The organism is Micromonospora sp. LA-10 (assembly GCF_051853095.1).
Taxonomy (GTDB): domain Bacteria; phylum Actinomycetota; class Actinomycetes; order Mycobacteriales; family Micromonosporaceae; genus Micromonospora; species Micromonospora echinospora_A.
Genome location: NZ_CP195710.1, coordinates 1773822 through 1797674, shown reverse-complemented (window position 1 = coordinate 1797674; position 23853 = coordinate 1773822). Strand labels below are relative to the sequence as shown.

Sequence of the window (23853 nt, the reverse complement as noted above, 5' to 3'; positions counted from 1 at the left end):
TCCGGTGCGTCAACTCGGTTGTGCGCCGCCGCGTGGCCTGGCAGCCTGGCCGCCTCGGTCTGACGAGAGGGTGGCCATGACGCGGACGTTCCTGGGACCGGACGACCTGCACGGCCTGGTGTCGGACCAGTTCGGCTCCGACCGGCGGCTCGCGGCAGTGGACCGGCTGACGGGCGGCACCAAGAAGGGCGTGTACCGGCTGCGGTTGGACGACCGGACAACAGTGATGCTGTACGTGTGGGCCGCGGGCGAGAACTACTGGCCGCCGTCGCCGACGGTCCCGGACGACCCGTTCACCGATGCGTCGGGCGCGGATCTCTTCGCCGCCAGCCATGCGGCGCTCGCCGCAGCCGGGGTGCGTGTTCCGGATCTGATGATGATCGACCGGGAGGGCCGTCACCTCGACGCCGACATCGCGCTCGTCGAGGACGCGGGCGCGCTGCGGCTGGAGGCGTTGCTGGAACACGATCCGGCCACCGCCGCCGCGCCGCTGGCCGCGCTCGGTGACGCCCTGCGCCGGATGCACACCGCCTTCGGTCCGCACTACGGCAAGGTCGCGGCCGTCGCCAGGGGTGAGGCGTCCCAGGCCCGGCGCGCGGAGGACGTGGTCGTCGACCGGGCGCTCGGTCACCTCGACGCGGCAGCGGCCCGCGACGTCCGGCTGGCCGACGCCCACCACCGGATCACCGCCCACGTGCGCCACCTCAGGAGCGCGGTCACCCCACGCGAGGAGTACGGGCTGGTGCACGGTGAACTCGGCCCGGATCACGTGCTCGTCACATCGGGCGGTGAAGCCGTCATGATCGATTTTGAGGGGCTGACGTACTTCGATGTCGAATGGGACCACGCCTGGCTGCAGATGCGCTTCGGCGAGTCGTATCCGGCGCTGCGCCCGGTCGACCTCGACCCCCACCGGCTTGCGCTCTACCGATACGCGCAGACGTTGTCACTGATCGAGGGGCCACTACGGATCGCGGACACCGACTTCCCGGACCGCAAGTGGATGCTGGACCTGGCCGAGTGGAACATCACCAAGGCGCTCGCCGCGACCTGACGGCAGCCTCAGTCGGCCGGACCGACGTGTGCCGCGAGCAGTCGCCATTCCTCGCCCGCGTCGAGGATCCAGGTGCGCGTGTAGCGGACCCGGGCGACAAACGGCTCGCCGGCCTGGGTGCCTTCCAGCGTGCCGAGGAACCAGGTCACCCCGGTGCCGCCGGTCACGAGCACCGCCAGGTCCTCCTCGTCCACCCGGGTCATCGTCTGTCGGCCGGATCGGTGCGCGTGCAGGTCGTCCTGCTTGGAGTAGAGACGACCGTCAGGCCCGGTGAACACGAGGCGGTCATCGATCAACCGATCCAGCTTCGCGACGTCGGAGGACAGTTGGGCGCGCTGGAGGCGCCGCTCAGCGGCACGCAATTCCTCGGCTCTGGCGCTGTTCGCGTCGCCGGTCCTGACCGGAAAACCATCGTCCTTCACTGTAAAGAACCTAACAGCGATCTCCAGGAATGGGTATCGGGCAGATGACCGGCTGCGCAGGTCAGCGGGGATGGCTAGGTTCGCCCGGTGCCTAACGAAATCACTGCGGCGTCCGCGGGTACCTGGACACTCGGCGACCTGACTGTCAATCGGATCGGATTCGGCGCGATGCGCCTGACCGGCAACGGCGCTGCGGCGAGCGACCGCGAACGTGTCATCGGCGTGCTGCGCCGGGCGGTCGAACTCGGGGTCAACCACATCGACACGGCAGCGTTCTACTTCTCGCCGCTGCGTTCGGCCAACGAGATCATCAACACCGCGCTCTCGCCGTACGCCGACGAACTGGTCATCACCACTAAGGTCGGGCCGGGCCGCGACCCCTCCGGCGAGTGGCTGCCGCTGGCCCGGCCCGACCAGCTGCGCGGACAGGTCGAGGAGAACCTGCGCCAGCTCGGCCGTGACCACCTCGACGTCGTCAACCTGCGCCAGAACGGGCTGGAGTCGGTCGCGGAGCACTTCGGCGCGCTGGCCGACCTGCGCGACGCCGGCCTCATCCGGCATCTCGGCCTGTCGAACATCCGCCCGCAGCACCTCGCGCAGGCGCAGGCGATCGCCCCGGTGGTCTGCGTGCAGAACCCGTACGGCGTCGACACCCGACGCGTGCACGACCAGCTCGTGCGCACCTGCGGGGAGCAGGGTGTCGCCTTCGTGCCGTTCTTCGCGATCGCCGGCGACGGACGTGAGGCCGGTGGCGTGGCGACGAACGAGGCGGTGGCGGCCGTCGCCCGGGCCCACGGGGCGACGCCGGCGCAGGTGCGGATCGCGTGGACCCTCAGCCGCGGGCCGCACATGCTGGCCATCCCCGGTACGGGCAACCCCGACCATCTGGTCGAGAACCTGGCCGCCGGGGGGCTGCGACTGTCCCCCGAGGAACTGGCCGCCCTCGGTTAACGCGGCCCACGACTCTCGACGGAAGGTCTCACCCTGTGCGGGCAGCGGTCACGTCCCTCTCCACTCCTGCGCCGCACAGCTCATGGCTCGTGGCCCGGGGACTCGTCCCCGAGCGCGGCCCGCGGCGCGTCCTGGCCGTCGCGACATTCGTCAACATGGTCGGAATCGGCGTCTTCATGACCAGCGCCGTGCTCTTCTTCACCCGCTCCGTCGGCCTTCCCCTGGCGCAGGTGGCCCTGGGCATGGGCATCGCGGCACTCGTCGGGATGCTCGCCGGGATCCCGACGGGGCATCTCGCCGACCGGCGAGGCCCGCGCGAGATCTACCTGCTGACCCTGGTCGTCCGAGCCGCCACCACGGCCGCCCTCGTCTTCGTCCACACGTTCTGGCCGTTCGTCGTCCTGGTCTGCCTCAACCAGCTCGCCCAATCAGCCGGCGGGGCGTCACGCGGCCCGCTGGTACGCGGCTTCGCCGGCACGAACCTGTCCCGGTACCGCGCCTATCTCCGTTCGGTCGCCAACCTCGCCGGAGCGTGCGGCGCCCTCGTCGCCGGCGCCGCCGTGCAACTGGACACCCGCGCCGCGTACCTGACCCTGATCGTCGGCAACGCCGTCAGCTTCGTGGCGTGCGCCGCCGTCATCACCCGGCTGCCCTCACTGCCGCCCATCGCGGCGCCGCGCACCACCGGACGCTGGATCGCCCTGAAGGACAAGCCGTACATGGCGGTCACCGCGCTCGACGCCATCATGGGAATTCAGGGCCAGGTGCTCGTCTTCGCGCTGCCGGTGTGGATCATCTCGCGTACCGACGCGCCGCGCTGGTTCGTCGGGGCAGCAGTGCTCGTCAACACCGCGCTCGTGGCGGCGCTCCAGGTCCGGGCGAGCAGGGGGATCGACACCGGTCCGGCAGCCGGCCGGGCCGTGCGTCGCTCCGGGTTGGCGTTCCTGGTGGGGATGGCCCTGATCGCCGCCACGTCGACGATGCCCGGATGGCTCGCCGTGACGGTGATGACGCTGGGAGTCGCCGCGCACACGGTGGGGGAGCTGTGGCACACGGCGGGCTCGCTCGAGTTGCAGTACCTCCTCGCGCCCCCGCACGCGCAGGGGCAGTACACGGGGGTCGCCGGGCTCGGCGCCGGCCTGGCCAACGTCGCCGCCCCCTCCGTCCTGGGCCTGCTCTGCATCGCCTGGGGCGCCCCGGGTTGGCTGCTGATGGGCGCGGTCTTCGTCGTGGTCGGCCTGGTCGCCCCGGCGGTCGTCCGGTGGGGCGAACGGACGCGTCCGGACCGGGCGGGGGCCGTCTAGACCCGTCTCGCGCCACCGCCCGCCACCGGCCCGCGCGTGGCGTGTGCCGTGCTCCGTCCTCAGTCCTCTGCCGGGCCGGGGTACGTGTCGCGTTCGTGGGCCAGGATGGCGGCGCTGACCTCGTGCACGAACGCCCGGACGTCGTCGAACCGGCCGGGATCGCTGTCCTGGCCGCAGTCGTACCACCAGTCGCGTGCCCAGGCGATGAGGTCCGCCCGTCGCGGGAACGCGGTGATCGTCTGCTCCGCGGCCTGTCGCTTGGACAGTTGCCGGCCGTGGCACAGGCGCTGGAAGGCCCGGCAGAGCGTGAGCACCGCGTAGGACTGGGCTCCGGGTGGGGTCATCTCGAGCACCCAGGCCGGCCAGTCGCGGACGTGGTCCAGCAGAGCCGCGCGGACCAGGCCGGGATCGACGGCGGGCAGCAGCTCGCCGGCCGGCGGTCCGAGCAGCGTACGGCCGTGGTCGTGGACGGCGGCCCAGGCCACGACGCGGTGGGTGGTGGCTGGCAGCAGGTGCAGCGCCTCGCCGGGGCTGATCCGGGCGATCATGTGGTTCCGTCCGGGGACTGCGCGCACCGCGTCCACCGACACGTATTCGACCTCGATCCGGCCGGCCCACCGCGGGTGCCGCCGGTCGAGGTCGGCGTGCAGGTCGGCGAGGACGTCGAGCAGCTTCTCGTCCGGGTCGTCGGCGAGCACCGCGAGCAGGTCGAGGTCACTGCGGTCCACGGCGAAGTCGCCTGCCACGAACGAGCCGTGCACGTACAGGCCCAGCAGCCGGTTGGGCAGCGCCCGGCGCCACGTCTCGCGGAGGTCAGAGAGAACCACATCGGGTGAGACCACCGGGCGATCCTGCGCCGCGGACCGTCGGGCCGCCACCGAGTAAGCCACCCGTCCACGCCGGGGCGCGGCTGACCCCGGCATCAACCAGGTGGTTGACCGCCGCACCCACCGCGTTGCGCAACGGTCCTCGCCGCGCAGTCGATTCGGCGTACGGGCGCCGGACGGCACGCTTCTGCCATGGCAATCATCGAGGTGGACAGCCTCGTCAAGCGCTACGGCGGGCACACCGCTGTGGACGGCGTCAGCTTCGCCGTCGAGCGGGGCGAGATCTTCGGCATCCTGGGCCCGAACGGGGCCGGCAAGACCACGACCGTCGAGTGCGTCGAAGGGCTGCGTACCCCCGACGGCGGCGCCGTCCGGGTCTGCGGCATCGACCCGCGACGCGACACCGGCGAACTGCGGCACCTGCTCGGCGCGCAGCTCCAGGCGAGCGAGCTGCCCGACAAGCTGACCGTCGGCGAGGCGATGGCGCTGTACAGCTCCTTCTACCGCAGGCCGGCCGACTGGCGGGCGCTCGTCGACACGCTGGGCCTGACCGACAAGCTCGGCACGCAGTTCCGGCGTCTGTCCGGCGGGCAGAAGCAGCGGCTGTCGATCGCGCTGGCGCTGGTCGGTGACCCGACGGTGGCGGTGCTCGACGAGCTGACCACCGGCCTCGACCCGCAGGCGCGGCGCGACACGTGGGATCTGATCGAAGGTGTCCGCGAGCGGGGCGTGACGGTCCTGCTGGTCACGCACTTCATGGAGGAGGCGGAACGGCTCTGCGACCGGCTCGCCGTGATCGACGCCGGCCGCCTCGTCGCGCTCGACTCCCCGGCCGGGCTGGTGGCGCGCGTCGACGACCGGCAGCGGATCCGGTTCCGGCCCTCCGCGCCGCTGGACCACGCCCTGCTCACCGCGTTGCCCGAGGTCACGTCCGTCGAGCGGGCCGGCAGCCAGCTCGTGGTGACCGGTACGGGGAACGTGCTGCTCGCCGTGACCACAGTGCTCGCCCGCCATCAGGTCGTCGCGGCCGATCTGCGGGTCGAGCAGACCTCGCTCGACGACGCGTTCGTCGCGCTCACCGGCCGCCCGATCGACGCCTGAGGAGACATCGTGTCCGCACTGTTGAGGCTCACCGCCACCGAGACCAGACTGTTCTTCCGCGAGCCGATGATCGTCTTCTTCGCGCTCGGCTTCCCGCCGCTGCTGCTCGTGATCTTCGGCGCGATCCCCGCGTTCCGGGAGCCCGACGCGGACCTCGGCGGGCTGCGGACCATCGACGTGTACGTGCCGATCATCGTCGCGCTGGGCCTCGCCATGTTCGCGCTCAACAGCCTGTGCCAGCTTCTCGCCACCTACCGGGAGAAGGGCGTGCTGCGACGGATGCGAACCACGCCGGTCCGGCCGGAGGCGATGCTCGGCGCGCAGTTGCTGATGTCCACCGCCCTGTCCGTGGTGACGATGCTGGTCGCGCTCGCCGTCGGGCGGCTGGCGTTCGGCGTACGGCTGCCCCGGCACGTGCCGGCCTACCTGACGAGTTACGTGCTGGCCGCGGTGACGATGTTCGCGATCGGACTCCTGGTCGCCGCGCTCGCGCCCAGCGGCAAGAGCGCCGGGGCGGTCGGGACCGTGCTCTTCTTCCCGGTCGTGTTCTTCGCCGGCCTGTGGCTTCCGCGCGACAGCATGCCGGGCGTGCTGCGGGCGATCAGCGACGTCACCCCGCTCGGCGCGGGCGTGCAATCATTGCAGGACGCCACCGCCGGTCAGTGGCCGCAGATGCTGCCCGTGGCCGTGATGCTGGGGTGGACGATCGTGGCCGGCGGGCTGGCCGCGCGGTACTTCCGCTGGGAGTAGGTCGTGAGCATCGAGGCCGAGCTGCGGGCGGAGTTCGACCGCTGGGAACGCAACGAGAAGGTGTTCTTCGCCGTCCTGCCGTACGTCCTCCTGTCGATCTGCACGCTCATCACGCTGGTGCTCCCGTTCTGGGACGTGTCGCTGAACGTCCCGCTGGTGCTCGGGCTCACCGCCGCGCTCGCGCTCTGGACGGCCGGGTTCCAGGCGCACCCACGCTGGCGGCACAGCGGCCCGCTGACGGGCCTGTACTACGTGGGGCTGATCGTGCTGGGGGCGAGCGTGGTGGCGCTCGCCCCCTGGTACGGCATCTTCACCTTCATCGGCTACGTCCACGCGTTCCTGTTCCTCAAGGGCGCCTGGCGGTACGCCGGGGTCGCCGCCACGGCGGTGATCCAGGCCGCGTCGTCCACCGGCGGCCTGTCCGACGCCACAGTGGACGAGTGGCTGGTCCTGTCCCTGGTCATCATCGTGCTGGCCGGGGCGTTCTTCCGCTTCGCCGAGCTGGACGACCGGCGCAACCACAGGCAGAAGCGGGCGCTCACCGAATTGCACGAGGCGAACGTCAAGCTGGAGTCGGCGCTCGCGGAGAACGCCGGCCTGCACGCCCAACTGCTCGTGCAGGCCCGCGAGGCGGGCGTGCGGGACGAGCGGCAGCGGATGGCCCGGGAGATCCACGACACGCTGGCTCAAGGGCTCGCCGGCATCCTCACCCAGCTCCAGGCCGCCGAGCAGCACGCCGACCGGGCCGAGGCGTGGCGCCGGCACGTGGACAACGCGAAGAACCTGGCCCGCGACAGCCTCACCGAGGCCCGCCGGACGGTGCACGCGGTGCAGCCGGACGTGCTCGCCGAGGCCCGGCTGCCGGAGGCGATAAGCGACGTGACCCGGCGCTGGTCGCAGGTGCACCGCATCGACGCGGTGCTGACCACCACCGGCGACCCCCGCCCGATGCACGCCGACGTCGAGGTGACGCTGCTGCGGGCCGCGCAGGAGGCGCTCGCCAACGTGGCCAAGCACGCCCGGGCCAGCCGGGTCGGGCTGACCCTGTCGTACATGGAGGATCTGGTGACGCTCGACGTACGCGACGACGGGGTGGGTTTCGAGCCCGGCGCGAGGCGCGCCGACAGCGCCGGGGACGGTGGTTTCGGGCTCGCGGGCATGCGACAGCGGGTGCAGCGCCTCTCCGGGCGGCTGGACATCGAGTCGGAACCCGGCGGCGGCACGGCGATCTCGGCGACCGTGCCGGCCATCCCCGCCGGAGCCGGATCGTGATCTCCCTGTTGATCGTCGACGACCACCCGGTGGTACGCAACGGGCTGCGCGGCATGTTCAGCGCCGACCCGCGCTTCGAGGTGGTGGGCGAGGCGGGGGACGGCGCGGAGGCCATCGCCGCCGGGGAGGCGCTGCGGCCCGACGTGATCCTCATGGACCTGCGCATGCCGAAGGTCGACGGCGTCACCGCCATCCGGGAACTGGCGAGACGGGGAGTGCCGGCCCGTGTGCTGGTGCTGACCACGTACGACACGGACAGCGACGTGCTGCCCGCCGTCGAAGCCGGCGCGACCGGCTACCTGCTCAAGGACGCGCCGAGCGAGGAACTGTTCCGCGCGGTCGAGGCGGCCGCGCGGGGACAGGCGACGCTGTCCCCGGCGGTCGCGACGCGACTGATGCGGCAGATGCGGCAGCCCGCCTCGGAGCCGCTGTCGCAGCGGGAGCTGGAGGTCCTTGAGCTGGTCGCCCGGGGCTCGACCAACCGCGAGGCGGCCCGGCAGTTGTTCATCAGCGAGGCGACGGTGAAGACGCACCTGCTGCACGCGTACGCGAAACTCGGCGTCAACGACCGGGCGGCGGCCGTGGCGGCCGCGTTCTCCAGGGGTTACCTGACCCCCGAGCGGTGAGGCCGGCGGCCTACCAGGGCAGCGGGCCCTCGGCGTCGAAGTAGCCTCCGGTGGGGCCGTCGGGGCCCACCAGCGCCATCCGGACGATGATCTCGGCGCCCTGCTCGACGGTCTGGATTCCGGTGTTCCCGTTCAGGTCGGTCCTGGTGAAGCCGGGCTCGACCGCGTTGATCCGCATGGCCGGGAACGCCTTCGCGTACTGCACGGTGATCATGTTGACCGCGGTCTTCGAGGCCGGGTAGGCGACCCCGGGGTACGCGTACGTCGGCGTGCCCGCGTCGCCGACCCGGGTCAGCGAGGCCAGCCCGCTGCTGACATTGACGACGACCGGGGCGGCCGAGCGCTGCAGCAGCGGCAGGAACGCGTGGGTGACACGGACCGTGCCGAAGACGTTCGTCTCGAACGTCTCCCGCATCATGTCGGCGGTCACCTCCGCGGCGCCGATCACCCGGTTGCCGGCGCCCCGGCCCTCGACGCCCGCGTTGTTGATCAGGACGTCCAGCCCTCCGTCGGCCTCGACGGCCCGCGCCGCGGCCGCCACGGACGCGCCGTCGGTGACGTCGAGCTGGACGGCCCGCGCGCCCAGCAGCTCGGCGGCGCGGCGCCCACGTCCGGCGTCCTGGCTGCCGACGTAGACGGTGTGACCGGCGGCGACGAGCCGACGGGCGGTCTCGAAGCCGAGCCCCTTGTTCGCTCCGGTGATCAATGTCGTGGTCATGGCTCCATGCTGCGGCGCGGCGGCGCGGTGACCCAGCCGTCCGGTTTTCCTGGGACTGCCGGTACCAGGCATCACCGCAGCTCAGCGGAGCACACTGGGAGGCATGACGACGGAGTTCGGGCAGGCGGTGCACCGGTGGCGCGACCGGGTCCCGCCCGCCGCCGCCGGGTTGCCCGCCGGCGGGCACCGGCGTACGGCCGGACTGCGTCGGGAGGAGCTGGCCCTGCTGGCCGGGATCTCCGTGGACTACGTCACCCGCCTGGAACAGGGCCGCGCGTCCCACCCGTCGGCGCAGGTCGTCGAAGCCCTGGCCCGCGCCCTGCGACTGTCGGCGACCGAGCGCGACCACCTGTTCCGGCTGGCCGGACTGGCGCCGCCGGGTGCGGAAACGGTGCCCGCGCATCTGACCCCGAGCGTCCAGCGGATGCTGGACCGGCTGACCGCGACGCCCGTCGCCGTCTACGATGCGTCCTGGACGCTGCTCGTGGCCAACGCGCCGTACGCGGCGTTGATGGGCGACCCGTCCGGATGGCGCGGTCACCAGCGCAACGCGGTGTGGCGGCACTTCCTGGGTCCGGGCACCCGCGCCCGGCACACGCCGCAGTCACTGCGGGCGTTCGAGACGGCGCTGGTCGCCGACCTGCGGGCGGCAGCGGACTGCTATCCGGCCGACCAGCGCCTGCGGCGGCTCGTCGCGGAGCTGCGCGCCGGCAGCGACCGGTTCGCGGAGCTGTGGGACTCCGGCGCGGTCGGCCGCCACGAGGCCGCCCGCAAGACCATCGACCACCCGCACGTCGGCCCGCTGACGCTGGACTGCGACGTGCTCACCGTGGCGGGCAGCGACCTGCGCATCATGATCTACACGGCCGAGCCCGGCAGCGAGGACGCCGACCGCCTCGCCCTGCTCACCGTGCTCGGCACCCAGGCGCTGGCCGGCTAGCCGCCGCCGACGGGAGACGCCGCGCTGTCGTCAGCGTTTGGCGACGGTGAGCAGCACCGCGGAGTCTTCGAGCGCTTCCAGCGTGTGCCGGCGGTCCGGCACGATCAGCAGGTCACCGGGCGACCCGTCCCAGGACGTCTCGCCGGCGCCGAGCCGGACCCGGCCGTGCAGGACGTGGACGGTGGCCTCGCCGGGGTTCTCGTGCTCGCCGAGGCTCTGGCCGGCGGTCAGCGCGATCATCGTCTGGCGGAGCCGGTGCTCGTGGCCGCCGTAGACGGTGGAGCTGCTGCGGCCGTTGGAGGAGGCGTGCGCCAGCTTCAGCTGTTCGCGGGCCAGTGCGGTCAGGGATGACTTCTGCACGGGGTGTCCCCTCTCCTCGTCGCGCCGGGCAGGATGCTCCTCCGCGAACCGTAGCGTGATCGCCCGTCGCCGAACCACCGGCCTACAGGGTCACCTGCTCACGACATGGTGGCCTTCGGAGCGCCCTTGCCCGGGTCGATCCGGGTCGGACCGGCGGCCGAGGGCCGGATGTCGAAGTCGAAGATCTCGGTGGGCAGGTAGACGGTCGCGCAGGAGTTGGGGATGTCCACCACGCCGGAGAGCCGGCCCTCGATGGGTGCGGCGCCGAGCAGCAGGTACGCCTGTTCCGGCTGGTAGCCGAAGCGGGTCAGGTAGTCGATGGCGTGCAGGCAGGCGCGCTGGTAGGCGAGCTGCGAGTCGAGGTACCGCTGTTCGCCGTCGAGGGTGACCGAGAGCCCGGAGAAGGCCAGCCACTGGGAGTACTGCGGCGGGGTGTCACCCGGCATGAAGAGCGTGTTCTCGGCGACGCCGTACGTCTGCATGCCGTTCTTGATCAGGTCGACGTGCAGGTCGACGAAGCCGCCCATCTCGATGGCGCCGCAGAAGGTGATCTCTCCGTCGCCCTGGGAGAAGTGCAGGTCGCCGAGGGACAGGTTGGCTCCCGGCACGAACACCGGGTAGAAGACCCGGCTGCCGACGGTGAAGTTCTTGATGTCCTGGTTCCCGCCGTTCTCCCGGGGCGGAGCGGTCCGCGCCGCCTCCGCAGCCACCCGGTCGAAGTCGGCGCCGCTGAGGCTGCCGAGGATCGCGTCCTGCGGCTCGGGGGGCAGGGCCAGGGGCGGCACCCGGTCGGGCGCGGTGGCGATCAGCGCCCCCTCCCGCTGGTTCCAGGTCGCGAGCAGCGACGCGGACGGGGCGGTGCCCATCAGCCCCGGGTGGGCGATCCCGGTGAACGAGACCCCGGGGATGTGCCGGGAGGTGGCCTTGCGGCCGGTGAAGTCCCAGACCGCCTTGTACGCGTCGGGGAACTGCTCGGTCAGGAAGCCGCCGCCGTTGCCGGTGGGGAAGATGCCCGTGTAACCCCAGCCCTGGCCGGCCAGCGGACCGGACTCCTGGGGGATGGGGCCCATGTCGAGGATGTCGACCATGAGCAGGTCGCCCGGCTCGGCGCCCTCGACGGCGAACGGGCCGCTGAGGGCGTGGACCCGGGTCAGCGGAGCGTCCCGGATGTCCTCGGCGGAGTCGTCGTTGTGGATCGCGCCGTCGAACCACTCGCGGCAGTGGACACGGAACGACTGTCCGGGCCGTACCGTCGCCACGGGCGGGATGTCGGGATGCCAGCGGTTGTGCCCGACCTTCTCCTGGTCGGTGAACCTCTTTGTGGAATCGAGGGGGAACAGTAGTTCAGGCACGGCGTTGAGCCCTTCTCGTGGTCACCATCGGGGTAGGCGGGCGTGGGCCGGGTTCGTCGAGCGGCGCGCCGGGCGACCGCCGGGCACCCGCCCGACCACCTCCGGCTGTTCCGCGCTGCGCTCGGTCCGGTCCATGGCCTCGCGCAGCGCCGCCGGCATGCGGGCCAGTCGTGGCGCGGAGAACACCCGGGTCGCCGGGAACCCGCACCGGGGGCAGCTCGCCGACGGGCCCGCGGTGCCGACCGGCATCACGACGTCGAAGCTGCCGTCCTGCGGGCAGCGGTACTCGAACGTGGCCATCGCCGCTTCCCGTCCAGCCTCTCGCGCGTGCGGTGGCCGTTCCGCTGCGGCTCACCCTGTCGTTCCGATTGTGGCTGATTGCTCAGATAGGCGGCGCAAAACGACGAATCAGGCGGATCTCGCGCCCTCGCTACACCGTCGGCACCACCATCGGCGTACCGGTGACCGGGTTCGGCATCACCATGCTGGGCAGACCGAAGACCTCCCGCATGAGGCCGGCGTCCACCACCTCCGCCGGTGGCCCTTGCGCGACGATGCGGCCGGCCTTCATCGCCACGATGTGATCGGCGAACCGGCACGCCTGGTTGATGTCGTGCAGCACCGCGACGACGGTGCGTCCCTCGTCGCGCAGCTTGGCGAAGAGCGCCAGCAGCTCGTACTGGTGCGTGATGTCGAGAAAGGTGGTGGGCTCGTCGAGCAGCAGGTACGGCGTCTGCTGCGCCAGCACCATGGCGATCCAGACCCGTTGCCGCTGCCCGCCGGAGAGTTCCTCCACGGGCCGCTCGGCCAGGTCGGTGACGCCTGCTACCGCCATGGCCGACCGGACGGCCTCCTCGTCGGCGGCGGTGCCGGCCCCGAGCAGGGACTGATGCGGGTAGCGGCCCCGGGAGACGAGCCGTCGCACGGTGATGTTCTCCGGCGCGACGAGGCCCTGCGGCAGAAAGCCGACCTGGCGGGCGAACGGCTTCGGCCGGTGCTCGGCGACGCCCCGGCCGTCGAGGCGTACCGCGCCCGACGCCGGTGTGAGCAGCCGGACGAACGCCTTCAGCAGCGTCGACTTCCCGCAGGCGTTGGGGCCGACGATCGCCGTGAACCTACCGTCCGGCACGGCCAGACTCACCCGCGTCGAGACCACCCGCTCGCCGTAGCCGAGCGTGACGTCCTCCGCGATCAGGCGGCTGGTCACCGTCGTTTCACCTCCATGCCGAGCAGCCAGATGAGATAGCAACCGCCGATCGCCGTGGTGACCACGCCGACCGGCAGCGCGACCGGCGCGAGCAGCAGCTGCGCGACGAGATCGGCGGCGAGCAGCAGAACCGCGCCGGTCAGCGCCGCCGGCACCAGGGGTACGCCCGCGGCGCGTGCGAGCCGTCGGCCGATCTGGGGCGCGGCGAGCGCGATGAACACGACCGGCCCGGCCACCGCGGTCACCGTCGCGGTGCAGCCCACGCCGGCCAGGACCAGCAGCAGGCGGAGCCGGCCCAGGCGTACGCCGGTGGCGCGCGCGATCTCGTCGCCCAGCGCCGCCTGGTGCATGGCGTGCGAGACGACGACGAGCAGCAGGACGAACAGACCGATGACGGCGAACGGGAGCCGCACCTCGGCCCAGTCGACGCCGTTGAGCGAGCCGGCGTTCCACCCGGTCGCGGCGAGCGCCACGTCGATCTCGGCCCGCAGCACGATCCACGAGTTGAGCGCGGTCAGCATCGCGTTGACGGCGATGCCGATGACGACCAGGCGGACGCCGCTGAGCCCCGAGTCCAGCGACAGCAGGTAGATGAGCGCGGCGGCGAGCAGCCCGCCGGTCACCGACCCGGCTGCGAGCTGCCCGGCGGTGCCGTTGAGCAGGGTGATCGCCACCAGCGCCCCGGTGTACGCGCCCGCGTCGAGGCCGATCACGTCGGGGCTGCCGAGCGCGTTGCGGGTCAGGTTCTGGAAGACCGCTCCGGCCAGTCCGAGCGAGGCGCCGAAGATCAGCGCAGCTGCCACCCGGGGGAGCCGCCACTCGCGGATCACGAAGCCCGCGTCGCCGCCCCGGAATAGGGCGTCGAACACCTCGGCCGGTGTCGCCCATTCCGGCCCGTGGCTCAGGGCCAGCAGGGCGAGGGCCGCCGCAGCGGTGACGAGCCCGGCCGACGCAACGGCCGTGCGCCGTTCGATCTCGGCCGTGAACCGTCCCGCCCGCAGCGTCACCGTGCTCACAGCGCCGCCGCCCCGTAGCGGCGGACGGCCCAGATCAGCACCGGAGCGCCCAGGAACGCCGTGACGATCGAGACCGGGACCTCGCCCGTGGGCAGCAGGATCCGCGAGCCGACGTCCGCGAGGAGCAGCAGGATCGGCCCGAGCAGCATCGAGTACGCCATGATCCACGGGATCGAGTCGACTGCGAGCCGCCGCGCCAGGTGCGGAACCATCAGCCCGACGAACGCGATCGGGCCGGCCACCGCCGTGGCGACGCCGGTCAGCACCGTGACGAGCACCAGGACCGTGATCCGCGTCCGGGTCACGTGGGCGCCCAGCGCGTGGGCGACGTCCTCGCCCAGGGCGAGCGCGTTCAACGGCCGGGTCGCGGCCGCCGCAGCAGCCAGGGCGGCCACCGTCACCAGCACCGGCAGCACCAGCGGCGTCCGCTCGGCGCCGGCCAGCGCCCCGACCGACCAGAAACGGTACCTGTCGAACACGTCGGGAAAGCCCAGCCGCAGGCCGAGCGAGACGCCCATCAGCACCCAGCTCAGCGCGACGCCGGCGAGGACCAGCCGCAGCGGCGAGGTCCGTCCGACCGCGTAGACGGCGACCGCGGCGAGCGCGGCGCCGGCCACCGCCAGCACGAGTTGGCCGGCTTGCGACCCGGCGACGCCCACCAGCACGCCCAGGTTGATCGCGAAGCCGGCCCCGGCGGTCACGCCGAGGATGCCGGGCTCGGCCAGCGGGTTGCGGGTCAGCGTCTGGATCAGCACCCCGGCCGCGCCGAGGGCGGCGCCGACACAGACGCCGAGGATCGTCCGGGGCAGCCGGATGTCACGTACGACGAGATGGTCTGTCGTGGCCGCGAAGTCGGTGAGCGCCCGCCACACCTCGACCGGCGCGACGGCCCGCGCGCCCACGGCCATGCTCGCGCCCGCCGCGACGACGAGCAGCGCGGCGGACACGAGCAGGAACAGCACCCGCCGGGTCAGATCAGTCTTCAAGCCCGGCGACTCCGCGCTTCCAGTATCCGGTGATCAGCGAGTCGAGGCGGCCCGTGCTCCAGGCGCGCAGCGGCCTGATGTCGCCGGCCTCGCCGGCCGCGAAGAGGAACCCCCGCCCGGCCGGCAGGCGCAGCGACGCCACCTGCTGCGCGAGCGTGGACCCGGTGGCCGGGCGCACCAGCCACGTCACCGCCACCCCGTCGCGCACGGCCAGCGGGTAGTCCCGCTCGGCGTCGTCGTCGACCTCGGCGACCACGTGCGCCGACACGCCGGCCGGGGACTCCTCCAGCCACCGTGCCACGGCCGGCAGGGCGGTGGCGTCGACGGCGAAGACGTAGTGGTCGTAGTGGTGCGGGAACGCCTTCGCCCCGGGCGGACCCGCGATCGTCACCTCGTCGCCCACCGCCGCCGCGTCGGCCCACGTCGAGGCGACACCGCCGTCGTGCAGTACGAAGTCCAGGTCGATCTCGCAGGTGGCGGGATCGTAGCGGCGCACTGTGTACTTGCGACTGGTCGGCAGTGGACGAGGCCAGTCGAGCATGCCCTGTCCGTCCGGGACGGGGTCGCGCCGGGTGCCGTCCGGGTCCGGGAAGACGACCTTGATGTGGTCGTCCGCCTGGTAGGTGTGGAAGTCGGCCAGAGCGGGGCCGCCGAGGGTCAGCCGCAGCATGCGCGGGGTCAGCCGCCGCCGGGCGACGACCCGCACCCGGCGTACCCCGATCGGGTAGCCGATCCGGGCCGTGCCGGTGCCTGCGCGGTGGTGTGCGGCGACTCGGCCCGCCGGGTCGTGGCGATCGACCATCATCGGGTCAGCAGCGGCGCGAGTGCCTTGTCGAGGGAGTCCAGCGTCCGCAGAGCCGACTCGTACGTCGCCGCCTCGGTGTACTGCAACCCGAACACCCGGCCGGCCTTGACCGCCGGCAGGTTCTTCCACAGCGCGGAATCGAGCACCTGCTGCACCGCCTCGGCGGGGGTGCCGTCGGGCTGGAGCGTGTACGTGATGGCGTCGGCCTCGCCGAGGCTGGTCGGCAGTTCCTCGATCGCCGGGTACTCGGTGACGTCGAGCCCGCCGCCGCCCTTCTCCTTGACCTCGCCGTAGTAGGTCACGCCCGCGTCCTGTGCGATGTTGGTGCCCCACGAGCCGGCGAACTCGCGGTGGAAGGTGCCCTTGGCGATCTCGCCGTAGCTGCCCACGTGCCCGAACTTCAGGCCCGCGAGGGCGGCGCCGTACTTGTCCTTCAGCTGCGCCGCCTTCTTGTCGTACGCCTCCTTGGCCGCCTGGAAGTTCGCGCCGCGACCGGCGGCGTCGGACTGCCGGCGCGACAGCTCGCGCCACGCGGCGGGCGTGGTGGGGCCGATCGCGACGACCGGCGCGATGCTCTCCAGCCGCTTCATGTCGATGCTGCCGAGGGCCGGCTTCGGCACCCCGATCACGATGAGGTCCGGCTTCGCGGCGGCGACGGCCTCGTAGTTGGTCTCGGCAGCGGCCTCGCCGGCGACCTTCGGCAGCCGTTCGTAGGTGGCCCTGTCCTCCTCGGTCATCAGCGCCAGGCCGCGCTTCCAGCTCGAGATGCCCACCAGGGCGGCGTCCGCCTCGATCAGGACCGGCACCGCGTAGCCGGTGGCGACGACGCGCTTGGGGTCGGCCGGAATCGTGATCTCACCGTTGTCGGCGGCGAAGACGCGGGTCGCTGCGGCGTCGCCGGACTTGGCGGCGGGCTCTCCGCCGTCGGATCCGCAACCGGTGACCACGGCGAGCGTCACCGCGGCCGCGGCGATCGCGCGCCAGTGCTGTCGAACGGACATGTGCCATTTCCTTAGGGGTCTACTGCCGGGTGCAACCCCGCTGGGCTGCACAGCTTAGGCTAGCCTTACTGCCGCAGGCGAAATGTCGCCGAGAGGTCAACCGATGTCGGGGAGAGGTCAGAGCGCGATGGTCACGGGCCCGATCACGGCGGATCCGGTCAGCTGCGACGAGTTCGGCTACGGCCTCGGCCGTCCCGACGGCATCCTCGTCCTGCGCTACCGGTCGGTGGCCCGGCTGGCGTTCGCCGAAAACCGGGAGGACTTCCTGCATCAGCTCTACTGGTCACCCGATGGCCTGCTCTCGGCCCGCCACGGTCGGCACACCACCTTCCTCGGGCCGGACGAGGTGTTCTGGGTGCACCGGGGCGTGACCCACGAGGTGCACGCGGCGGACCGGCAGACGGTCTACCGGGTCTGCCTGCGCGAGGTCCCCACCGCCCTCGACGGACTGCGGGCCGGTGTCGCGGCCATCGACGCCGAGGCCGCGCGGCTCGTCCTCTCACTCGCCGCGGCCGGGTACGACGAACGCGACGCGCCCGACGCCCGCAGCCGCATCATGGCCGGGCTCGCCCCCCGGACTGACGGGGGCGACGACCGGCAGGCCGCCGGTACCGGCGTCGCGGTCGCGGTGGCCACGGCCCTGGCCCGCGACCCGGGCGACAGCACCGGGCTCGCCGAGTGGGCCGACCGCCTGCACGTCAGCGTGAAGACGCTGCAACGCGACTTCGACCGCGAGTTCGGCATGTCGTACTCGCGTTGGCGCACGAAGCTGCGCCTGCGCGCATCGCTGGCGTTGCTGGAGACCCGCCCCGTCGGTGAGGTCGCCCGCCGTATCGGGTACGCCAGCTCGTCCGCCTTCATCTCGGCCTTCGCCCGGGAGTACGGGTACACGCCGGGCCACGCCGCCACGATGAGGCGTGCCGTCGACATCCCCGCGCCGCGCGCGGCGCGAACCTCGCGGCGTCCATCCGTCCCCTGATCAGATCGGTCGCCGCCGTGCCGACCGAGGTGTGGGACACGTTGGCGATCATCGATGCGTTGGCGGCATCGTCGACGTATGGCTGCCGTCTCCTCGTCCTCACTTCTCCGCCGTCTGCGGCCGGGTCTGCTGGCGGCCGTCGTGCTGTCCACGGCGGTGCTCGGCACCGCCCTGACCGCCGCGCCGCCGGCGGGCGCCGGCACCGCGTACCCCGCTGTCGCGCCGGCGCCCGGCGGCGCCGCAGCGCCCGTCGCGGACCCGACCGGGACCGTCTCGCCGCCGACCTCGACGCCCAGGACGCCCGACCCGCCCAGCACCACGCCGTTCCCGCCGAGCGCGCCCACGAACCTGACCGTCACCCAGGTGCGGAGCACGTCGGTCACCCTCACGTGGACGGCCGCCACGCGCGGCTGCTGCCCCGTCGTCGGGTACGACATCACCTACTACCAGGCGTTCGACGACGTGGTGTACGGCCTCAGCCTCGGCGACGTCACCACCGCCACGATCACCGGCTACATCCAGCCCGGCCGGCAGTACTCGTTCCGGGTGTCCGCCCGCGACGGCGACGGCCGCCGTTCGCCCTCCACCGACGCGCTGACGGTGGTCACCCCGGTGACGGACACCGGCCCGGACACCGTTGCGCCGAGCGCGCCGCAGAACCTCACGGTCGGCGAGGTGACCGCCTCGACCGCCACGCTGTCCTGGGCGCCGTCGACGGACAACGTCGGCGTGCTCGGGTACAACGTCTACCGGTTCGACGGCTGGTACACCTCGACGCTCGTCGCCACCGTGCCGGGCACCACGTACACGGCGGCGCTGCCCGCGCCGACGCCGCTGCGCACCCTGTACTACGTGCGGGCCCGGGACGCCGTCGGCAACGTGTCGATCGCCTCCAACACGGTCACCGTGCCCACGACGACCACTCCGCCGCCCCCGCCGCCCTCGACCTGCCGGGTGACCTACCGCAACCAGTCCGAGTGGGCCGGCGGCTTCGTGGCCACTGTGACGGTGCAGAACACCGGGACGGCGGCGGTCGACGGCTGGATCGTCACGTTCGGCTTCCCCGGCGACCAGCAGATCACCAACGCGTGGAACGCCACGGTCGGGCAGACCGGTGCCACGGTGACCGCCCGCAACGTCGACTGGAACCGCGTCATCGCGCCGAACGGGTCCGCGACCTTCGGCTTCCAGGGGCGCTGGGGCGCCGGCGACGCGCCGCCGACCGCGTTCTCGCTCAACGGCGCCCCCTGCACAGTGGGCTGAGCGCGGCCCGAAACCGAACCCGAGAGGGAGTCCCGTGAGCACACCCCACCGCCGCCGCCGGACCCTGGCCGGGGCCGTCACGGCCGTCGTCCTCGCCGTCACCACCACGATCGGGGGTACGCCGGCACCGGTCTCCGCCGCGAACACGCTCAGCATGCGGGGCGCGGACGTGTCGTCGTTGCAGCGCAGCCTGGACCTGGGGGCGAAGTACTACGACGCCGCCGGCGTCGCCCGGGACCCGCTGGACATCCTCCGGTCCGCCGGCGTCAACTACGTCCGGCTGCGCGTCTGGAACAACCCGGCCAGCGGCTACAACAACAAGACCAAGGTGCTGGCCCAGGCGAGCGCGGCCAAGGCCAAGGGCCTCAAGGTGCTCATCGACTTCCACTACTCCGACACCTGGGCCGACCCCGGCAAGCAGTACAAGCCGGCCGCCTGGGCCGGTCACAGCCTGAGCCAGTTGCGCAACGACGTGTACGCCTTCACGTACGACGTCTGCGCCGCCCTGCGCGGGCAGGGCACGCTGCCGGACAGCGTGCAGATCGGCAACGAGATCAACGTCGGGATGCTGTGGAACGAGGGGAAGATCGTCAACAACGACTTCGCTCCGCTGGCCGGGCTGTTGAAGGCGGGCTACAGCGCGGTCAAGACCTGCGGCTCCGGCATCCCGGTCATGATCCACACGGCGAACGCGGACAGCAACGCCAACGCCCGGTGGTTCTACGACGGCATCCGCGCCCAGGGCGTGCAGTGGGACATCACCGCCCTGTCGTACTACTGCATGTGGCACGGCAGCCTGGCGAACCTCTACAACAACATCGTCGACCTGCGGAACCGCTACGGGAAGCCGGTGGTGATCGTGGAGACCGCGTACCCCTTCACCCGGGACGACGCGGACGGCCAGCCGAACGTCATCGGCGACGCCACCTGCGACGGCATCAGCGCGACGTGGGCCGGGCAGGCCCAGCAGTTCGACTGGGTCCAGAACACCGCCCGCAACGCCGGCGCGATCGGGGTCTTCTACTGGGAACCCACCTGGTACGCCGTCAGCGGCAACGGCTGGGACCCGGCGAACATCAACGGCACCGGGAACGGGTGGGACAACATGGCTCTCTTCGACTGGTTCGGGCGGGTGAACCCGGGGGTGCGCTGGACGCCGTGACCGGCCGCCGGACGCACCCCGGGTGGACCCGCACGTTCATCGCCTGAGGAGCCGGCCTATCGAGTCGCGGCGGCCCCAGGCGATGAACACGAACAGGAAGAACAGCACCACCGGGGTGAGGACCAGCGCGCCGCCGTCCAGGATGAACGCCTGCGTGACGGCGGCGCCCACCATGAGCAGTGCCAGCCCGACGGCGGCCAGGCCGGCGAGCCGCGGCACCAGCAGCCCGATGCCACCGGCCAGCTCCACCAGGCCGACGAAGTAGCGGAACCAGGGCGTGGCGCCCATGTCCTCGAAGGACTGGACAGCGTTCGTCTCGCCGAACAGCTTGGGGCCGGCCGAGGCGACGATGAAGAAGACGCCGAGGAAGCCCTGGAGCACCCACAACGTGCGGTGCAGTCCACGGGCGACGGGCTGGGGAGTGGTGTCGACAACGCTCATGGCTCTCGTCCTCCTGACGATCAGTTGTGCACTCGCAATGCACCAGTTCTGACCGGACAGGGCGCGCGAACTCATCGGCGATCCGCGCACGGCTACCAGGCCTTGCCGCGAATGGGGGGCACGTCGAGATCGCGCTCGCCGCCCCGGTGCTCGGCGAGCAGTCGCCGGCGGACGGAACGCCAGGCGACGCGTTCCTGGCGGCGGCCGAGCCTGCGGTACGCCTGGAAGGTGCAGAGCCGGCAGCCGCAGAGGTTGGGAGCCTGCGCCGACACCTCGCGGTAGCAGCGGGTGCGGTTCCACTCGGGCGAGGCGAGGAACTCGGCCAGGTCGCAGGCGCCCAGGTGGTGCCTGTGGATGTCGGTGAACCAGCGGCGCAGGTACGGATCCCGCTGCTGCACACGCTCGGGTCGGTGGATGTCGGTACGGGCCATGTGACGACCGCCTTCCGGCCGCCCGCGCACCATGCGCGGGACTAACGCCTCTCTGGCATGCCGATCACCTCCCGTCGCCGGTGGACGCCCCCATTCTGCTGATCATGGACGGGGCCACGCATCCGATTTGAGGGGTCCGGCCGGTGGCCGATCGGCCGAGGCGCGGCGCCGCGACGGCACGCCGGACGGCGCGGCAGGCCGTACCATCGCCCGGTGAAGCTGCGCCGCCGGTTGGTCGCCGCGTCTCTGCTGCTGGCGGTGGAGTCGATGGTGCTGGCGTTGCTTGTCACCGAGTCCGTGACCGGTGCGCTCGCCGCCGCCGGCCTCACCTGTCTGTCGTTGTGGCTGCACCTCGCCCTGCACGAGGGCGGGCACCTCGCCGCGGCGGAGCTGCTGCGCCTGCCGGTCGTCGCGGTGCACATCGCGCCCTTCAACGGATGGCGCAACGAGGTGTCGGTCCGGCCGTCGGCGTCGATGCCGGCGTTGCCGCTGCGGATGGCGCTGTTCTACCTGGCCGGCCCGGTGGCAAACCTGGGCGCCGCGACGGCGCTCGCCGTCGCGGCGACGCACACGGGTACGGCGTCGACGCGCCTGGCGTTGTTCAGCGCGGCGTTCGTCGGGGCGCTGCTCGGTCTGGGCAATCTCGTCCCGGGACGCTCGGCCCGCAGTGACGGCCGCAATCTGGCCCGCTGGATCGGGGCTCCGGCGGCCGCCCGCGCGGGACTGCGGGCGTACTACCAGGAGGAGGCGGTCCGGGCGCTGCGGGTGACCGCCCGGGCGGGCGGTGACGGCCGTCGGGCCGGCGGTCAGACGCCGTCGGCCGAGCGCAGCCGGTAGAGCGTCAGCGCCGCCAGGGAGGGCGCGTCCACGATCGCCCCACGGCGGATCATGTCGGCGATCTCGGCGTCGGTGAACGCGCCCTGCACCATGTCCTGCTCGGTCGCCTCGCGGGCCGGTTCACCAGGGGTCAGACCGGTGGCGAGGTACACGTCGAACCCCTGGGTGGAGAAGCCGTACGCGGCCATGAGATGCCCCAGGTGGGTCAGGGACGCGGCCCGCAGGCCGGTCTCCTCGGCGAGTTCGCGGCGCGCGAGGTCGGCCTGGCCGCCCTGCGGTCCGGAACTCCAACTGCCCTGGGGGAACTCCCATGCCCGGCGGCCGGCGGGGTAGCGGAACTGCTCCACCATCCAGAAGCCGTCGCGGGTGCGCGGCAGCACCAGGGCGAAGTCGGGCTTCTCGACCACGCCGTAGATGCCGGAGGTGCCGTCCGGGAGCCGGATCTCGTCCTCGCGCAGGAGCATCCAGGGGTTCCGGTAGACGACGCGGCTGCTGGTGGGCTCCATCGCAGGATGATCGCACGGCGGGGGGTGGCCGGACCGGGCCTGCCGGGCCGAGTGGCGGACCGGCGGAGGATGACGCAGACTGGTCTGTGTATCGATACACACAAGTGCGTCGATGGTGTCCGGCAAACGTGGAGGTGGCGTACGTGACGACTCTGACCGAGGACTTTCGCCTGGTAGAGGGCAGGGCATGGCTGGCGCGGGCGGAGGAGTCCGTCGTCGGTGGCGTCAAGAAGATGAACCGGCTCGACGACCCTGCCCACTTCCCGATCTTCTTCACCCGCAGCGCGGGACCGTACACGTGGGACGCCGACGGCAACCGGTACCTCGACCTCCTGGCGGGCAAGGGCGCCGTGCTGATCGGCCACGCCGAGCCGGACGTGGACGGACGGGTGATCGCGGCGATCCGGAGCGGCAGCATGCCGCCGCTGACCCCCACGGAATACCCGGTGACGGCCGAGCGGCTGCTGGCGGCCACCGGCCAGCAAGGGCGGGTGAAGTTCTTCCGTACCGGATCGGACGGGGTGAGCGCGGCGGTGCGCATCGCCCGCGCCGCCACCGGCCGGCGCGCCATCCTCACCTGCGGGTACCACGGCTGGCACGAGTGGTTCGACGAGCGCGGCATGGAGGGCCGGGAGCCGGACGGGCCGGCGCCCGTCATCGACTTCCACTACGACCTGGACGACCTGCGTGAGCTGCTCGACCGCACCAGGCCGGCCGCCGTGGTGGTGACGCCGGAGCCGGCGCTGTTCGACGACGACTTCGTGCCCCTGGCCGCCGAGGCGGCCGCGGCAGCCGGCGCGCTGTTCATCCTGGACGAGGTGAAGACCGGCTTCCGGGCCGGGGTGCGCGGCTTCCAGTCCGTGGTGGGCGTGCAGCCCGATCTCACCGTCTTCGGGAAGGCGCTGGGCAACGGCTACCCCGTCGCCGCTCTCGTGGGGCGGGCCGACGTGATGAGCGCCGAGCAGCAGATCCACATCTCGGGCACGTTCGAGACCGAGAAGATCGGGCTCGCCGCGGCGGCCGCCACGCTGGACTGGTACAGCGCCGACCCGTCGACCCGTCAGCGGTACGAGGCGGCGTGCGCGGCGCTGGCCAACGACGTGGACGAGGTGTTCGCCTCGCGCGGTGTCGGCGCGCGGTTCTGCGCCGGCCCGGGAAACGGCCTGATGATCTTCTCCGACGACGCGTGGGCGGTCGCCTTCTACCGGGCCTGCGCCCGGCGCGGCCTGCTGCTGTACTGCTTCGACGACGTGAACCTCATGTACGCGCAGGTCGATCTCGTCCCGACCATCGTGGCCGTCATCGACGCGGCGGTCGAGGAGGTGTCGGCGGCGCTCGGACCCTGCCCGCCGCTCACCACGGAGTCCGTCGCCCGGTTCCTCCGCTACCACCTCATAACCGGACGCAACGACCACGCGCGCGGCGAGCGGGTGGTCCGCCGTGTCGCCCGGCACGTGGGCATCGCCGACTGATCGCCGTGCGGATCGCGCCACAGTGGCGGGACGGCGGTACCCGGCCCTCGCTCCAGGAGAGGCCGGGTAC

At 72.3% G+C, this 23853-nt stretch carries 27 protein-coding genes; 13 read left to right on the top strand and 14 right to left on the bottom strand.

The window, feature by feature from the left end; all coding sequences use genetic code 11:
* Positions 1-76 precede the first annotated feature (76 nt).
* Entirely contained in the window at positions 77-1054 is a 978-nt protein-coding gene (locus ACSDG8_RS08325; protein ID WP_210942974.1) for a phosphotransferase, read from the top strand.
* Between the two features lie 8 nt (positions 1055-1062).
* On the opposite strand, the gene ACSDG8_RS08320 is transcribed toward ACSDG8_RS08325, so the two are convergent.
* Entirely contained in the window at positions 1063-1476 is a 414-nt protein-coding gene (locus ACSDG8_RS08320; RefSeq protein ID WP_307856226.1) for a nuclear transport factor 2 family protein, read from the bottom strand.
* A gap of 87 nt (positions 1477-1563) precedes the next feature.
* Here ACSDG8_RS08320 and ACSDG8_RS08315 point away from each other — a divergent pair, with 87 nt between their 5' ends.
* Both ACSDG8_RS08315 and ACSDG8_RS08310 read left to right on the top strand, forming a co-directional pair.
* A complete protein-coding gene (locus ACSDG8_RS08315) occupies positions 1564-2427 on the top strand; it encodes an aldo/keto reductase (RefSeq protein WP_210896075.1) in 864 nt (287 codons plus the stop codon).
* Between the two features lie 155 nt (positions 2428-2582).
* A complete protein-coding gene (locus ACSDG8_RS08310) occupies positions 2583-3731 on the top strand; it encodes an MFS transporter (RefSeq protein ID WP_247678933.1) in 1149 nt (382 codons plus the stop codon).
* Positions 3732-3790: 59 nt separating this feature from the next.
* On the opposite strand, the gene ACSDG8_RS08305 is transcribed toward ACSDG8_RS08310, so the two are convergent.
* On the bottom strand, positions 3791-4573 hold the full coding sequence (locus ACSDG8_RS08305) for an aminoglycoside adenylyltransferase domain-containing protein (protein WP_210896071.1): 783 nt from the start codon (positions 4571-4573) through the stop codon (positions 3791-3793).
* Positions 4574-4750: 177 nt separating this feature from the next.
* Here ACSDG8_RS08305 and ACSDG8_RS08300 point away from each other — a divergent pair, with 177 nt between their 5' ends.
* The 4 genes from ACSDG8_RS08300 to ACSDG8_RS08285 are packed head-to-tail and all read left to right on the top strand — an operon-like array spanning position 4751 to position 8307.
* The gene (locus ACSDG8_RS08300; RefSeq protein WP_210896069.1) at positions 4751-5659 is read left to right on the top strand and encodes an ABC transporter ATP-binding protein; all 909 of its coding nucleotides are present in this window, start codon (positions 4751-4753) and stop codon (positions 5657-5659) included.
* A 9-nt stretch (positions 5660-5668) separates the two neighbouring features.
* Positions 5669-6409 (top strand): ABC transporter permease, encoded by a 741-nt coding sequence (locus tag ACSDG8_RS08295; protein ID WP_210896067.1) that lies wholly within the window; start codon positions 5669-5671, stop codon positions 6407-6409.
* Positions 6410-6412: 3 nt separating this feature from the next.
* Positions 6413-7681 (top strand): sensor histidine kinase, encoded by a 1269-nt coding sequence (locus ACSDG8_RS08290; protein ID WP_307856225.1) that lies wholly within the window; start codon positions 6413-6415, stop codon positions 7679-7681.
* On the top strand, positions 7678-8307 hold the full coding sequence (locus ACSDG8_RS08285; protein WP_210896065.1) for a response regulator: 630 nt from the start codon (positions 7678-7680) through the stop codon (positions 8305-8307). Before ACSDG8_RS08290 ends, ACSDG8_RS08285 begins: the two co-directional genes overlap by 4 nt.
* A 10-nt stretch (positions 8308-8317) precedes the next feature.
* On the opposite strand, the gene ACSDG8_RS08280 is transcribed toward ACSDG8_RS08285, so the two are convergent.
* The gene (locus ACSDG8_RS08280) at positions 8318-9025 is read right to left on the bottom strand and encodes an SDR family NAD(P)-dependent oxidoreductase (RefSeq protein ID WP_210896063.1); all 708 of its coding nucleotides are present in this window, start codon (positions 9023-9025) and stop codon (positions 8318-8320) included.
* A 103-nt stretch (positions 9026-9128) separates the two neighbouring features.
* Between ACSDG8_RS08280 and ACSDG8_RS08275 the strand changes: the two genes are divergently transcribed.
* On the top strand, positions 9129-9965 hold the full coding sequence (locus ACSDG8_RS08275) for a helix-turn-helix transcriptional regulator (RefSeq protein ID WP_210896061.1): 837 nt from the start codon (positions 9129-9131) through the stop codon (positions 9963-9965).
* Positions 9966-9995: 30 nt separating this feature from the next.
* Here the strand turns inward: ACSDG8_RS08275 and ACSDG8_RS08270 are convergent, their stop codons facing one another.
* From ACSDG8_RS08270 to ACSDG8_RS08235, 8 genes are all read right to left on the bottom strand, one after another.
* Positions 9996-10325 (bottom strand): cupin domain-containing protein, encoded by a 330-nt coding sequence (locus ACSDG8_RS08270; RefSeq protein ID WP_030503344.1) that lies wholly within the window; start codon positions 10323-10325, stop codon positions 9996-9998.
* A 98-nt stretch (positions 10326-10423) separates the two neighbouring features.
* A complete protein-coding gene (gene fmdA, locus ACSDG8_RS08265) occupies positions 10424-11677 on the bottom strand; it encodes a formamidase (RefSeq protein ID WP_210896059.1) in 1254 nt (417 codons plus the stop codon).
* Positions 11678-11698: 21 nt separating this feature from the next.
* Positions 11699-11977 (bottom strand): FmdB family zinc ribbon protein, encoded by a 279-nt coding sequence (locus tag ACSDG8_RS08260; RefSeq protein ID WP_210896057.1) that lies wholly within the window; start codon positions 11975-11977, stop codon positions 11699-11701.
* A gap of 130 nt (positions 11978-12107) precedes the next feature.
* Entirely contained in the window at positions 12108-12884 is a 777-nt protein-coding gene (locus ACSDG8_RS08255) for an ABC transporter ATP-binding protein (RefSeq protein WP_307856224.1), read from the bottom strand.
* The gene (locus ACSDG8_RS08250) at positions 12881-13900 is read right to left on the bottom strand and encodes a FecCD family ABC transporter permease (RefSeq protein ID WP_307856223.1); all 1020 of its coding nucleotides are present in this window, start codon (positions 13898-13900) and stop codon (positions 12881-12883) included. Before ACSDG8_RS08250 ends, ACSDG8_RS08255 begins: the two co-directional genes overlap by 4 nt.
* Positions 13897-14886: a FecCD family ABC transporter permease gene (locus tag ACSDG8_RS08245; protein WP_247678932.1), complete on the bottom strand. Its 990-nt coding sequence runs from the start codon at positions 14884-14886 to the stop codon at positions 13897-13899. The genes ACSDG8_RS08250 and ACSDG8_RS08245 overlap by 4 nt, the downstream gene beginning before the upstream one ends.
* Positions 14876-15691: a siderophore-interacting protein gene (locus ACSDG8_RS08240; RefSeq protein ID WP_210896055.1), complete on the bottom strand. Its 816-nt coding sequence runs from the start codon at positions 15689-15691 to the stop codon at positions 14876-14878. Before ACSDG8_RS08240 ends, ACSDG8_RS08245 begins: the two co-directional genes overlap by 11 nt.
* Positions 15688-16692, bottom strand: a complete 1005-nt coding sequence (locus ACSDG8_RS08235) for an ABC transporter substrate-binding protein (protein WP_210896053.1) — start codon at positions 16690-16692, stop codon at positions 15688-15690. Before ACSDG8_RS08235 ends, ACSDG8_RS08240 begins: the two co-directional genes overlap by 4 nt.
* 127 nt (positions 16693-16819) lie before the next feature.
* On the opposite strand from ACSDG8_RS08235, the gene ACSDG8_RS08230 reads away from it, so the two are divergent.
* From ACSDG8_RS08230 to ACSDG8_RS08220, 3 genes are all read left to right on the top strand, one after another.
* Positions 16820-17671, top strand: a complete 852-nt coding sequence (locus ACSDG8_RS08230) for a helix-turn-helix transcriptional regulator (RefSeq protein ID WP_210896051.1) — start codon at positions 16820-16822, stop codon at positions 17669-17671.
* A 78-nt stretch (positions 17672-17749) separates the two neighbouring features.
* Positions 17750-18934 (top strand): cellulose binding domain-containing protein, encoded by a 1185-nt coding sequence (locus ACSDG8_RS08225; RefSeq protein ID WP_210896049.1) that lies wholly within the window; start codon positions 17750-17752, stop codon positions 18932-18934.
* Positions 18935-18968: 34 nt separating this feature from the next.
* Positions 18969-20096 carry a glycoside hydrolase family 53 protein gene (locus ACSDG8_RS08220; RefSeq protein WP_210896047.1) on the top strand — a complete coding sequence of 376 codons (1128 nt, stop codon included), beginning with the start codon at positions 18969-18971 and terminating at the stop codon, positions 20094-20096.
* A 36-nt stretch (positions 20097-20132) separates the two neighbouring features.
* On the opposite strand, the gene ACSDG8_RS08215 is transcribed toward ACSDG8_RS08220, so the two are convergent.
* Positions 20133-20537, bottom strand: coding sequence for a DoxX family protein (locus ACSDG8_RS08215; RefSeq protein ID WP_210896045.1), 405 nt, complete (start codon positions 20535-20537; stop codon positions 20133-20135).
* Between the two features lie 92 nt (positions 20538-20629).
* A complete protein-coding gene (locus tag ACSDG8_RS08210) occupies positions 20630-20968 on the bottom strand; it encodes a hypothetical protein (RefSeq protein ID WP_210896043.1) in 339 nt (112 codons plus the stop codon).
* 213 nt (positions 20969-21181) lie between these two features.
* On the opposite strand from ACSDG8_RS08210, the gene ACSDG8_RS08205 reads away from it, so the two are divergent.
* Entirely contained in the window at positions 21182-21805 is a 624-nt protein-coding gene (locus ACSDG8_RS08205; RefSeq protein WP_247678931.1) for a hypothetical protein, read from the top strand.
* Here the strand turns inward: ACSDG8_RS08205 and ACSDG8_RS08200 are convergent.
* Positions 21775-22311 carry an NUDIX domain-containing protein gene (locus ACSDG8_RS08200; protein WP_210896042.1) on the bottom strand — a complete coding sequence of 179 codons (537 nt, stop codon included), beginning with the start codon at positions 22309-22311 and terminating at the stop codon, positions 21775-21777. The two genes, ACSDG8_RS08205 and ACSDG8_RS08200, sit on opposite strands and share 31 nt — an antisense overlap.
* Positions 22312-22454: 143 nt before the next feature.
* Between ACSDG8_RS08200 and ACSDG8_RS08195 the strand changes: the two genes are divergently transcribed.
* Entirely contained in the window at positions 22455-23783 is a 1329-nt protein-coding gene (locus ACSDG8_RS08195; protein WP_210896040.1) for an aminotransferase class III-fold pyridoxal phosphate-dependent enzyme, read from the top strand.
* Positions 23784-23853 lie beyond the last annotated feature (70 nt).